11 protein-coding genes are annotated in these 13,758 nt (G+C 32.1%); all 11 read left to right on the top strand.

The annotated features are described in order from the left end of the window. The first annotated feature begins 4 nt into the window (after positions 1 to 4). The gene (locus BM024_RS08220) at positions 5 to 1,495 is read left to right on the top strand and encodes a GH3 auxin-responsive promoter family protein (protein ID WP_090679130.1); all 1,491 of its coding nucleotides are present in this window, start codon (positions 5 to 7) and stop codon (positions 1,493 to 1,495) included. Positions 1,496 to 1,506: 11 nt separating this feature from the next. Then, entirely contained in the window at positions 1,507 to 3,186 is a 1,680-nt protein-coding gene (locus tag BM024_RS08215) for a DUF6909 family protein (protein ID WP_090679129.1), read from the top strand. A gap of 13 nt (positions 3,187 to 3,199) precedes the next feature. Then, the gene (locus tag BM024_RS08210; RefSeq protein WP_090679128.1) at positions 3,200 to 4,156 is read left to right on the top strand and encodes a hypothetical protein; all 957 of its coding nucleotides are present in this window, start codon (positions 3,200 to 3,202) and stop codon (positions 4,154 to 4,156) included. Between the two features lie 2 nt (positions 4,157 to 4,158). Further along, a complete protein-coding gene (rfbC, locus tag BM024_RS08205; RefSeq protein ID WP_090679126.1) occupies positions 4,159 to 4,707 on the top strand; it encodes a dTDP-4-dehydrorhamnose 3,5-epimerase in 549 nt (182 codons plus the stop codon). After that, positions 4,704 to 5,471: a dTDP-4-dehydrorhamnose reductase gene (gene rfbD, locus BM024_RS08200; protein WP_090679124.1), complete on the top strand. Its 768-nt coding sequence runs from the start codon at positions 4,704 to 4,706 to the stop codon at positions 5,469 to 5,471. Before rfbC ends, rfbD begins: the two co-directional genes overlap by 4 nt. A gap of 19 nt (positions 5,472 to 5,490) precedes the next feature. Next, complete coding sequence (locus tag BM024_RS08195) at positions 5,491 to 6,990, top strand: D-glucuronyl C5-epimerase family protein (RefSeq protein WP_090679123.1); 1,500 nt, start codon at positions 5,491 to 5,493, stop codon at positions 6,988 to 6,990. A gap of 93 nt (positions 6,991 to 7,083) precedes the next feature. Next, on the top strand, positions 7,084 to 8,280 hold the full coding sequence (locus tag BM024_RS08190) for an MATE family efflux transporter (RefSeq protein WP_245753878.1): 1,197 nt from the start codon (positions 7,084 to 7,086) through the stop codon (positions 8,278 to 8,280). 3 nt (positions 8,281 to 8,283) lie between these two features. Beyond that, positions 8,284 to 10,107: an asparagine synthase (glutamine-hydrolyzing) gene (gene asnB, locus BM024_RS08185; RefSeq protein ID WP_090679119.1), complete on the top strand. Its 1,824-nt coding sequence runs from the start codon at positions 8,284 to 8,286 to the stop codon at positions 10,105 to 10,107. A 10-nt stretch (positions 10,108 to 10,117) separates the two neighbouring features. Continuing rightward, complete coding sequence (locus tag BM024_RS08180; RefSeq protein WP_090679117.1) at positions 10,118 to 11,239, top strand: glycosyltransferase family 4 protein; 1,122 nt, start codon at positions 10,118 to 10,120, stop codon at positions 11,237 to 11,239. Between the two features lie 16 nt (positions 11,240 to 11,255). Next, entirely contained in the window at positions 11,256 to 12,494 is a 1,239-nt protein-coding gene (locus BM024_RS08175) for an O-antigen ligase family protein (protein ID WP_090679115.1), read from the top strand. Then, positions 12,479 to 13,744 (top strand): O-antigen ligase family protein, encoded by a 1,266-nt coding sequence (locus BM024_RS08170; RefSeq protein ID WP_090679113.1) that lies wholly within the window; start codon positions 12,479 to 12,481, stop codon positions 13,742 to 13,744. The genes BM024_RS08175 and BM024_RS08170 overlap by 16 nt, the downstream gene beginning before the upstream one ends. Positions 13,745 to 13,758: the final 14 nt, after the last annotated feature.

The raw sequence follows: 13,758 nt of genomic DNA, 5'->3' as shown, positions 1-13,758 counted from the left end.
TTATATGTCTTTAAAATCATTTGCTTCAAAAATATTCGCTCAGATTGTTCATACTCAAAATCAAAAATGGGTTCAAAATCCTGTTGAAACACAGCAAAAAGTTTTGAAATCATTGGTGAAAGAGGCGAGCATTACAGCTTTTGGTAAGGATCATAATTTTCAGGGTATAGAAACTGTCATTGATTTCTCAAATCAGGTTCCTGTTCGAGATTATGAGGGGCTTAAGAAATATATTGAGAGAATTGTTGAAGGAGAGGAAAATGTATTGTGGAAAGGTAGACCAGTATATTTTGCTAAAACTTCTGGAACGACCTCAGGGGCCAAATATATCCCATTAACGAAAGAATCGATGCCTTATCATATAAAGGCCGCAAGAAATGCGATTTTAGCTTATGTCCATGAAACTGGAAAGGCTGATTTTGTAGATGGTAAGATGATTTTTTTACAAGGTAGTCCTATATTAGAAGAGAAGAATAAAATTAAATTTGGAAGGTTATCAGGAATTGTAGCTCATTATGTTCCTAATTATCTGCAAAAAAATAGAATGCCAAGTTGGGAAACCAATTGTATCGAAGATTGGGAGACAAAAGTGGAAGCCATTATTGACGAAACAGTACATGAAGATATGACTGTGATCTCTGGAATACCAAGTTGGGTTCAAATGTATTTTGAAAGAATCAAACAACGTACTGGAAAACCTGTAGGTGAAGTTTTTAAAAATTTCGAATTGTTTATTTATGGAGGCGTTAATTATGAACCCTATAAATCGAAATTTGAACAATTAATAGGACGAAAGGTTCCATCTATTGAATTATTTCCAGCGTCTGAAGGTTTTTTCGCTTATCAAGATTCTCAAGTAGAAGAAGGGATGTTGTTGCTTTTAGATGGAGGAATTTTTTATGAGTTTATAGATGTGAAAGACTACGGTAAACCAGATTGTAGACGACTTACTATAGGAGAAGTTGAATTGGGTGTTAATTATGCTTTGATTATTTCAACTAATGCTGGTTTGTGGGCTTATGATATAGGGGATACTGTTCGGTTTACGAGTATAAAACCTTATCGTATAGTGGTTTCGGGTAGGATAAAACATTTTATTTCTGCTTTTGGAGAACACGTTATCGGTAAAGAAGTTGAAAAAGCTTTGGGAGAAGCAATGCTTGGAACTACTATTTCTGTAAATGAATTTACTGTCGCACCACAAATAACACCAGATACTGGATTGCCTTATCACGAATGGTTTATCGATTTTGAAAATAAACCTGAGGATATGGATGCCTTTGCTTTAAAAATCGATTATGCAATGCGAAAGCAAAATGTATATTATGACGATTTAATTACGGGTAATGTATTGAGAACATTGGTCATAAGAGTGGTTGAAAATCACGGTTTTGAAGACTATATGAAGAGTATAGGAAAATTGGGAGGACAGAATAAACTTCCAAGGTTGAGCAACGATAGAAATATTGTTTCTCAATTGAAATTAGTTAAATAAAAATAGAGATTATGAAAGAGATAAAAGATATATCAAGAACACGGGCTCAGGTTTCATCTGCAGCTATTGAGCGTATGTATATTACTATGCGACACTTGTTTAATAGAGGGTTTTATAAACCAATGGGGGTTTCTGGTGATACTTTAAGAGAGGCACTTTTGGAATTAAGACCTGAAATTTATGGAACTATTGCTGAAGAGAAGGTTGAGTTAAACGGACTTTTATATGTTATTGAACGATTGCCAATTGGAATAGAAGAATGTAGATATATAAACCTTACTTCTGATGAAGGCTATGCTTTTTCTCATTTTACACCATTAGTTCCTCCAAAGCGTAGAAGAAATTGTTATCGCATTGATGAAGAACAAATGAATATTGAAATTACACGTGGTCGTTCGGATATATATGATGTTTTGACACATTTGACTTTTATTTTTGTAGAGTCGCATAAGATAAAAGACAAAGTATTGATTGATGATTCTGGTAAAGTTACACGTGATTGGCATAAAATTCAACAAGCGGTATACAATCAGGATACTTTAGATTTAGAACAAAAAGAAATTGCGATTTCACATTTGTGTAATGTATTGGGAAGAACTTTTTCGGAGGTGCTTTCTATATATGAAAAATTCGCAATTCCCGAAAATCCAGATCGCTTTCTAGATGTAATTTATTGGTTGGGGAAATTAGCAATCGAGGAAGTGATAGATAACAATAAAAGAACTATTACGTTTAGCCCAATATTAAGAGAGCGATTAGGTCACCATATTTATGGTGAAATTTGGTCTGATAGGATCAAAGAGGTTTTAAAAAGCAAGAAATTGTTAGATAGACCAATTCATGTGATTAGTGCTAATATGCACAGTGTTATGAATTCAATATTTGCTAGTTCTGCTTTAAAAGATATTTTAGATTTTGATTCTGAGTTAGAGCTCTATGAAGAGTTGAGTAAGCCTGAAAATGGAGAGTTGAGAAGAACTGTTCGTGAAAGAGCAGAGGCAGAGGGAATGATGTTTTTAGCTGATGAATCTGGTACTAATATAGATGTTCAATTATTTGATACAGCACGAATTAAATTTGACCAGACTCCTTTTGCAAAACAGAAAGTAGAGGGGGAGTTTCCCGTTATTATTGTAATGGATTACGCATTTGGTGAGCAGGCTTATGAAACAATCGACGAATTGTTAAAGCCGTATAAGAAGGATACTTTTTTAAATGTCGAGTCGGTCTCTATCATGGGAAAGGCGGGTATTTTAACTGGAGGAAAGGGAGATATTATGATTCCATTTGCTCATATTAATGAAGGAACAGGGGATAACTATCCATTTGAGAATGAATTGACTGCTGAGATGTTTAAAGGTAATAAAATACCGGTAGTGGAAGGAACTATGGTAACCGTTTTAGGAACTTCTTTACAGAATAAAGATTTACTCAAGTTTTTTCATGATTCTACTTGGGGAGTAATTGGTTTAGAAATGGAGGGATCTCATTATCAGAAGGCTATTCAATCGGCTTCCAAAATTAGAAAGAGTATTAATCCTGATGTTAAGGTACGCTATGCTTATTATGCTTCAGATAATCCATTAGAAACAGGGAGTACCTTGGCTTCTGGAGGGTTAGGGACAACGGGAGTGAAACCAACCTATCTGATTACAATTAAGATACTAGAACAAATATTAAAGTTAAAATAATTTAAAGGAATTAATGAGGAGCGGAAAAACGAACAATGAGGAACAATTTGAAGAAATAGATTTAAAATATTTAAAGGAGTCTGTTTTTTCTTTTCTAGATAATCTTGGTTATACAATTTATAAATTGATGAAAAGTATATTGAAAAAGTGGTATTACTTTCTAATCGCAATTATTATTGGAGTTGTTTTTGGATATTTTGTAGAGCAGAGACAAGAGGTTATTGCTGAAGAAACAACGGTATATACTATAATTATAGCTCCCAAATATGAGAGTGTTGATTATTTAAATCGATTGGTTGATACAAACTTTGAAAACACCTTTAATAGTCAACAGTTATACAATAGTAGCTTAAAAAGTATTGAGGATATTTATGGCTTTATTGGGGAGGACCCTGTAAAAGCTGCTATTTTCGGTAATCTCAATGCGAAATTCGCGAAATCAGAAGAAGGACTTCATTATCCAGCCACTGCTAAAAATTATCATTTTCAAGAGTTAAGCCTTGAAGGCGATTCTAATTTCAATGTAGATTTGTTTATTGAGGAGCTACATAAATATATGTCTTCGATTGATTATTTTAAGGAAAGAAAGAGAATTGGGATTGAGAACTTATTACTTAAGAAAGAAGAATTTCAGAAGGACTTATCGAATGCGAATAGATATTTGGAGAAAATAGGAACGGGGAGTACGAATGCTTTAGAGGTCGTTGATCTGCAAAGTGCCTTAGAAGCTAAGAAGAATTTATTGGACCAAATTGAGAAGAATGCGGTTGAAATCTTAGAAGCTAATGAAGTGTTTTTCGTTGCTACTTATTTTAAGAGTAATGATGTGAGCAGTGCAGGAAACAATAAAAAAAGTAAATCTTTATTAGTTAGTATCTTAAAGTACGTTGTTCTTTTTTCTGTTTTAACTGTAATTATATTAGGTTTATCTACGATTATTAAGAAATATAAAATTAGAGAAAAGCAGTAAAAATGGAGGTGACAAAAACAGAAATTGAAGATTGTTTTATACTTAAACCTCAGAAATTTGAAGATGAGAGAGGTTATTTTTTTGAAAGTTTTAATGAAGCTATTTTTCGAGATAAAACAGGATTATTAGTTCATTTTGTTCAAGATAATCAGTCATTTTCTAGTAAGGGAGTATTAAGAGGACTGCATTTCCAGACCGGAGTTCATCAACAAGCAAAGCTAGTTAGAGTTATACAAGGCGAGGTACTAGATGTTGTTGTTGATCTTAGAAAGGACTCGAAAACTTACGGCAAGCATATTAAAGAAATACTTTCTGATACGAATCAAAAACAAGTATTTATACCAAGAGGTTTTGCACATGGTTTTTTGGTTTTAAGTGAAACTGCTATTTTTAGTTATAAGTGTGACAATTATTATAACAGAGAGTCTGAAGGAGGAATAATCTATAATGATGAGAGTTTAGGAATTGATTGGATGCTGCGTGATGAGGATTTTTTAATTTCAGAAAAAGACCTTGTTCTTCCTAAGTTTAAAGATGTAAGTCCACTATGATAAAGATATTAGTTACTGGGGCAAATGGACAGATGGGACAAGCGCTAAGATCTATATCTTCTGAATTCCCAACTTTCGAATTTATTTTCTTATCGAGCCAAGAATTAGATGTGACAAGTCTGGAAAGTTGTGACAATGCATTTGTTAAAAATAGTCCAGATATTTGTTTTAATTTCGCCGCTTATACGAATGTAGAAAAGGCAGAAGATGAAGAAGAAATAGCTTTTGGAGTAAATGCATTGGGATGTAAAAATATAGCAAAGACTTGTTTGAAATTTGATGTTTCTTTGGTACATCTTTCTACTGACTTTGTGTTTGATGGAGAGAAGAAAGAGCCATATCTGATAACTGATTCGCCTAATCCTATTAACGTTTATGGAGCATCAAAATTAAAAGGTGAGCACTATATTCAGGAGCTAATGACTAATTATTACATAGTAAGAACTTCTTGGGTGTACTCTAATTTTGGTCATAATTTTAAAAATACGATGTTGAGATTGAGTGAAACGAAGTCTGAAATTAGCGTTGTTGACGATCAGATAGGATGCCCAACGAATGCCGTAGATGTTTGTTATTTTATCATGTCATTGATTGATAAACACGTTTTTGGACTGTATCATTTTCGAGGAGATAGGATTTGCTCCTGGTATGATTTTGCAGTTTCTATATTTAAAGAAGAAAATATAACAATAAAGGTTCATCCAATATCTTCTGAGGAGTATTCATCTAAGGTGAAACGTCCTAGGTACAGTGTGTTGGGATAAAAAATTTAGAGAATAGTATATGAGAAAATATTATGTAGTTGGTCTTGTCGTATTAATTGCGGTTGGTTGTAATAAGAATAATGATAATTCGACACTTTCGATCGTTGAATACGAAAAGAAATATGATGATAAGGATGGTGTTGTTGTAGAGAAGGCTAAAAATTTAGAAGAGAATAAAATGTATGAGTTAAAAGACAAGTACAGAGATTCACTTCCTATTTTCCCTTTTTCAAATGCGAATCTGAACATTTTTGATTCATATCCAAAGGACGCTAAAGGTATCCCCATGTTGAAATACGAGACGGTTGTTGATTATTATCCAATAACATATACTCGTGCAGCTCTGAGCAATTATCAAAACTATATTGAGACTAAAAATCCGAAATCTAAAAAGCAATTTCTAGAGATAGTTGGTTTCATTGAAAACAATATTGTCAACAAAAAAGACTTTAGTGTTTTAACCACACCAATATTGGTGAATAATTACTCTTTAAATAAAGATTGGGCTTCGGCAATGTCACAAGGCTTTGGAATTGGAGTCATGATTCAAGCTTATTTTGTAACCAAAGATGAAAAGTATTTAAGACTATCAGAACGAATGGTGAGATCATTTGACTATAGTATTGAAGAAGGTGGTGTACAATCGAATTGGGATGGCTTTCCTTTTTATGAAGAGTATGCAGATCCAAAATCACATGTTCTAAACGGTTTTATATTTTCTTTAGGAGGATTATATTACAGTTATCAAACAACTGGGAACCAAGATGCGTATCGATTGTTTGAACAAGGAATTAATAGCTTAAAAGCGAAGATTAATAGGTATGATGCGAGTTTTACATCCTATTATAACATGTTGATTGAAGGGGGAGTTGCAAAATATGCATCTGCGATTGGGGATGACCCAGATCACTATCATGAATTAGTTGTTTATCAACTTCTAACATTGTTTAATTGGACTGGTGAAGAAGTTTTTAAAGAGTATGCCCATAAGTTTTTAAAGTCTGATACAGGTGAGGTAACTGATTTCTATAATCAAAACAAGTATAAATCAATCAGTGCTTCTCATAGTATTGACAGTGACAAGTTTGGCGTAAATCACGTAAATGATGAGTTATGGTCTTGGGGTAACTACTGGAGTACTAATAAGGTAGGTTCTGAGCTTGTTTTTGAATTTTGGGGAGAAACGAAGGATATTGAAGGAATCGTTTTCTATTCCACTTCTAATAATACTTTACCGGTTGATTATGATATCTATGTGTTTAAAAATGAATGGATAAAAGTTTGTAATAGTAAAGAAATATATAAAAAGGATTCAAATTGGTATAAAACTGATAGTTATGAAACTTTCATTGTTACAAATTATTTTCCAAACAGTACAGAAGGTACTAAATTAAAAGTTGTATTTAATTCTTTGGGAAGTGGGGATGCTATAACATTGAGAGAGTGTAATATATTGTTTGATAGAACTCATGAATTAGAAATGATTTCTGAGAGCTCTAAGAGATATTTAATAAAATAAATTATTCTTTTTAGACTGTTACTTAAAACCTATTGTCTAAGCTGATATTGATTGATGAATAAGCTTTTTATAAAAAATATAATACTGAATAATTTGTCCTTAGGACTTCAGTTTGGTTCGAGGTGGCTATTGAGTATTTCTCTATTGGCCATGTTTGGATTGAGGTCATTTGGAGTGTTTTCGTTTATTTATTCTATTGCCAATATATTGGTTTCTGTTTTACCTTTTGGGAGTCAATTTTATTTGATTAAAGAGGTACAAGTTGACAAGAGCAATGAAAAAGAGTTGTCAAAGTCTATTGTGTTCTTATTGTTTTTGACGGGAATTGTTGGAGTCTTGATTTTCATTTTAAATCTATTGTTCGAAAATGATTATGGAAGTTTATTGTACTTAGGATTAGTTTTAGGGGTTGTATTTAGTTTTAATAATATACTATTCTCCTATTTGAAAGGCGTTGGTGATTTTGGTTTTGAGTTGAAGATAAATGGAGTGTTCTCTATTCTTGTATTTGGCTTGATAGGATTCCTATATCTTTATGGAAGTTTAGAGGTTGAAGCCATTCTATACTTGTTAATAATCTTTAATCTCATTACAACGTTTTTAGCTATATATTTTTCGAGATATTTAAACTACAGAGATATCCTGAAGCATATTGATTTTTCGAAACAGAATTTGGGTGCTGTTTTTCAACAAAGAAAATACTTTGGGTTACAAGATATCGTTACTGCATCTTTTGTTCAAGGTGGTATGTTATTATTGCCTTTGTTAATTCTAGATGATGTATATGGAATGTATAGAGGAATGTTATTGATTGTCGCACCATTTTCTCTTTTGAATGTTGCTTTTTCACAAGTTCTATTGAGTCAGATTAAGGATAAGAGCAAAGAGCAAATTGGAAAGGTTTTCCATTTACTACAACGAATTATGGTTCCATTGTTAATTACGGTTCTAGTTGGTTTGTATGTTTTTAAAGCCATAGTATTACAGTATGTTGCCAAACTTCCGTTAAATGATACTACTAAGGTCGCCTTTGTAGGAGTTTGTTTGATAATTTTGTCAAGTTTTATTTATTCAGGATATGAAATGTTACTTATTGCATTGGATAAACAAAAGCTTCGTTTAGATATTATGATCATTGGGGCTGTTGTGAATCTGATTACTATTTTTTGCTTATTACCCCAATATGGGTTAATAGGAGCGATTAGTACAAATGTTATATCATCGGTTATCGTTTTTGGGTTTATTATGTTTATTGGAGAAATGGAATTAAAGAAAGTTAGTAAAGCTTAGTATATGTGCGGCATCTTAGGGAGTATAAATTTAAAGATCAACCAAGTATCTTTAGATACCATTTTTCATAGAGGACCTGATAGTGGTGCTATAGAAGAGTTCAATATTCAAGGAAACAAAGTCTATTTCGGACATAGAAGATTAGCAATTGTAGATTTAACGGAGACGGGGCATCAACCCATGTTTACTAGTGACTCCAAGTTTGCTATCATTTTTAATGGTGAAATATATAATCACTTAGAACTTAGAGAGAAGTTACCGTCTATTGATTTTAGAGGAACTTCTGATACGGAAACCATTTTGTATTATTTGGCTGCTTTTGGAATAGAAGCGGTTATTGATTTTAATGGGGTTTTTAGTATTGGATTTTTAGATATCGAAAGAGAAAAACTTTATTTGATCAGAGATCCCTTTGGTGTTAAACCTCTTTACTACGGTGTTGAGCATAACACGTTGGTTTTTTCTTCAGAGATTCGTCCTATTCACCATTTGTATGGTGATTTATCTTTGGATAAAGGAAATATTGCGGAGTTATTAAAATTGCGCTATAATCCTGCTCCCGATACTATATATAAAGAGATAAAGAAGCTTAAACCAGGACATATTTTAGAATGTGATATTACTAGTTCTATAAATAAAATAGAAATATCAAGTTATATTAAAAGAGTCAACATTAGCAGGGATTATTCTTTTAATAAAGCTGTTACAAAATACGGAGAGCTATTTGAATCTGCTGTTAAGAGACAATTAATGTCCGATGTTGAAATTGGATCTTTACTTAGTGGTGGTATTGATTCTGCATTAGTAACTTATTTTGCACAAAAGCATCTAAGTTCAAAAATCAAAACATATACTGTAGGTTTTGAGGATATTGGTTTTGCGAATGAGCTGTCAGATGCCCAGATTACTGCGGACTTTTTAAAGACAGATCATCGCAGTATTTGTATTTCTTCTCAGAATTTTAAAAGCGTTTTTGAAGAGACTTGTAAAATTGTAGAAGAACCAATAGGTACTACTTCTATATTGCCGATGTATTACTTAAATGAAGCTGTTAGCAAAGAGCTAAAGGTCGTTTTGACAGGTCAAGGTGCCGATGAGCCTTTGGGCGGATATACTCGCTATCAAGGGGAAATGATGGCTAATAAGTATCCTGCTTTTCTTTTCGATCTTATGAAGCCAATTGCTAAATTGTCTAAGAAAGAAAGATGGATTCGAGCGTCTCAATCTTTATCTATTGCTAACCCTGTTAGTAGATGGGAAAATATTTATGCTTTGTTTACTGATAAAGAGATTATGTCCTTGATGAATATTAAAGATGTTCAAAGCAAGGAAAGAATCCAGTATTTTTATGATTTGCTAGATTGTAAGAATAAAAAAGGGGTAGAGGGTATGATGGCGGTTGATATGAGAATGAATCTAGCTGATGATTTGTTGATGTATACGGACAAGGTTTCCATGAACTTTACAATAGAAACGAGGGTTCCCATGTTGGATATTGAATTGATAAAGTTTTTAGAATCACTTCCAGTAGATTACAAAATACAAAACGGCCAGACGAAAAGAATTCACAAAGCATTCGCTGAGGAAATTTTACCGAAGGAAATAATTAATCGTCCTAAGAAGGGGTTTTTATCTCCAACAGAAAAGTGGTTTAGGGAGGATTTGGGAGATTATTACGTTGATTTATTGAATAACAACAATAAAAGTGGTTATTTTGATGTTTTTGATAAGAATGCAGTTTTAAATGTCTTTAAGGAACATAAGGCTGGTTATAATAGAGAGAAACAAATTTTTACTCTTTTGTCTCTTTATTATTTGATTAAATGATGTTTTTTAAATGAAGTTAGCAATAATTACCTCCAGATACCCCAAAGAAACACAACCTTATAACCATATGTTTGTTCATGTTAGAGCGTTGTATTTTCAATCTAAAGGGGTAGATGTTACAATATTGGTACCTGCAAAAAAAAATGAAACATATACTTTTCAAGGTATAAGAGTTATTGAAGATTCTTCAAGTTCGATTGTTTCTATACTGTCTAGATATGATGTTTTGTATTTGCATTTACTAAATCAATATCCACTTATAGATGGTGGATTTAAAATTTATAATGAAATAGTTAAAGCAAAGTACAAGACTGCTATTTATTTACATGGAGCAGATACATTGACGTATCCTAATGGATTCTTTGATTTTAAATGGAATTTAAAAGGGATATCAAAAGTGCTATATACTAATGTTTGGAAAAAGTATTATATGTCTCGCTTCTTAAACCAACTGCTCAATACTAACAGTCTTATTCTAACACCTTCTATATGGTTAGCAAATAGAGTCGAAGCTATTTATGGAATTGAAAAAGGAGTTATCAAAGTTATTCCTAATGGAATTGATACAGATTTTTTCAAAAGCAGTGGGGGGTATAAAAACAGATATAAAATGCTCTGTATAAGACCTCTGAATAGTGAATATCCAGTGGAAGATTGTGTGAGGTTAATGAGTTATCTTCCAGAATTTTTTACATTGGATATCTACGGTGAAGGAGAGAATTACGAAAGAATAAAACAGTTGATCGAACATCTAGGGCTTAGTGATCGTGTACAGATCATTAATGGTTTTTTTGACAGAGAGGAATTGCCTAAATTATTTCAGAATTATGGAATTTTTAATGCTTTTTCAAGGTCTGATACCCAAGGTGTTATTATGTGTGAAGCCCTATCGTCAATGATGTTAGTCCTAAGTACAAATAAAACAGCTATACCAGAGTTTATCAGTGATGGTACATCGGGTTTGTTGCTTAATGAGAACGAGAGTATTCAAGACTTTGCAAATAGAATTATCGCTATTTGTGAAGATAAGACCGCATTTGATGATATAACAGCAAATGCAAGAGAGTCAATGCAACAAATAAACTGGAAGTTGCAAGGAGAAAAGGAACTGAAGCTTCTACAATCTTTATAAAAATAACATTGAAAGAATGGTGGTAAAAGTAAAGTACATTGATTTAGTTATATGGATACTACTAGTGTTTTTACTTTTGGTAGATACACTGAATGGTATTCTTGACTATAATGATATTTTATTGCCTATTTCTGTAAGTCAAATTTATAAGTTGGGGGTTGTTTTTTTATTGCTTTTCAGATTATTAATTACTCCAAGATATTTAAAATACATAGCAATAATATTTGCTTTATTAATTTTGCCTTCCTTGCATTCATTCGCAGTAGAAAGAATTGGTATTGGTGGTTTTGTTCAAGATATTATTAAGGTATTCAAGTATTTAACTCTTGCAATTTCCTTTTATTATTTTAGAATGATATTTGAAACTTCCAAGAAAGAGTTGTTTTATCATTATGTTTTTTGGATTAAAGTCTCGTTTTGGATAGTTGCGATTAATCTTTGTTTGAAGTTCGTTGGGTTGGGTACACCTATGTACGAAACTGGAAATATTGGATCTAAAGGCTATTTCATAGCCGGAAATGAGATTTCTGCTCTTCTCTTAATACTATCTGGTTTTTTAGGTTATTACTATCTTGTAATAAAAAACAGCGTGTTGATCTACATTCTCTATGGGATTGGTAGTTTGCTTTTAGGTTTTCTTATTAGTTCAAAAACGGGTATGGTAGGTGTTTTTTTAATCCAGATACTTATATTATTGAGTTCTGGGAAATTAAGACTTAATAATTCAAAGCATAGGGGGGTAATAAAGTATCTAATCGGGGTGTTTATATTGATAAGTGGTGGGATTGTTTTCTTTATTCGAAATTCTGCAATTTATGAGCGATATACCTATTTTTGGCACAAAATGGATCTATTGACCTTTGTGTTATCGAGTAGGAATCTTTTTTTTAAAGAGATGCTGGTAATCTTTTCTCAAGAGTATTCTCTAATTGATAAACTTATTGGTGTTGGGAATTATCACTACGAGCAATTGGCTAGTAAGATTATTGAAATTGATGTTTTAGACTTGTTTTTTAGTAATGGATATCTTGGAGTTTTTGTATTCATAATTTTACTACTTTTATTGTACTTACAGATAAGGAGAAATTCAAAAAATAATAATTTTCCTTATGCACGACTTAGTATTTTGATGTTAATACTTCTTAGTGTTTTGTCTTGTATGTCAGGACATATTTTTAACTCAGGTCTCTCTGGAATTTATATTGGTTTTATTTTTGCTTTAAGTTTTAAAGAAGTTACATGGAACAAAGGTTAGTTGTTATCTGCACCGCAATTTTTTGCTTTTTAATGCCAATCTACACTAAGCTTGGAAATGTTGCTATAGGACTTTTAGTGGTATCCTTATTGTTTTACATAGTAAAACAAAGACCCAAATTAAATCTAACCCAGAAAAATGTTGTTAGAATTTTATTTGCTACAACAGCTAGTATGATCATTCTTTTAACTGTTGGATTGTTCTTTACAGATAACCTGAAGTCTGCAATGCACTATTATGAGAACTACTCTTCTTATTTATTGCTGCCTTTGTTATTCTCATTTGTTAGTAAGGATTTATTGGATAGGATGTTTAAGCAAGCTATGCGCTTTTTTGTTTATGGAAGCGTATTGTGTAGTTTAATATTAATGAGTTATAATTTTATACGATACTTTAAAAGTAAAGGAGGGTTTGTTGTTGAGAGTGATTTGTTTTCTTACGACTATACTTATCATGTTTTTACTGAATTGCTTCGTTTTCATCCAACCTTGTTAGGGATTTATATTTTGTTTTCAATATTAATTATTCGTGAACTCCCTAAATTTTTCAACAAATATTTTAGATATACCGCAATTGTTGTTTTAGTTGCTTGTTTACTTTTTTTAAATTCTAGAAGTGCATTGTTTTGCTTTTTTATATATTTTGTAATTAGTTATATTCTGAAATTTAGAGAAGTAGCCCTTGCTAAAGGGAGTTTCAAAAAGTTAATTACTGCTACATTATTTGGAGGTATTTTGTTGAGTGCTTTGTTGTATTCCCTGAACAATACTTATATGGAAGAGAGGTTTACGAATCAGCTAAAATGGGAGTTAACAGAAAATGCTGGAACAAGTTATGAAGGAGATATGAATAATGACAGTAGGTTTACGAGGTGGAAGGCCATAGTTGATGTTGCCATGGAAAAACCTTTTTTTGGATATGGATCAGGAAGTGAGGATAGAATTTCATTGATTGCTTACGAGAAACATGAGTTACACTACGCAAGAAAATTAGAGTATGGACCACATAATCAATACTTATCCATATTCGTTGAGTATGGCTTGTTTGGCTTAGTTTTGTTCTTGTATTTTCTATATTCGCAGTTTAAGTTTGCATGGCAATCTAGAAACCGCGTTTATTTCTTTTTAGTTTTGTTTATTGTTATAGGTTGCTTGTTTGATTCTATTTTGTATTTAAATACTCTAATTATATTTGTTGCATTTTTCTTCAACCTGTTTACTTATATGGCATGGAGGAAAGAAGTAGTGTAGGTTGGATCGTTTTT

The organism is Myroides guanonis, assembly GCF_900114085.1.
Taxonomy (GTDB): Bacteria; Bacteroidota; Bacteroidia; order Flavobacteriales; family Flavobacteriaceae; genus Flavobacterium; species Flavobacterium guanonis.
Note: the sequence above shows the minus strand (reverse complement) of the source record. Positions and strands in the feature narration are given on the sequence as shown.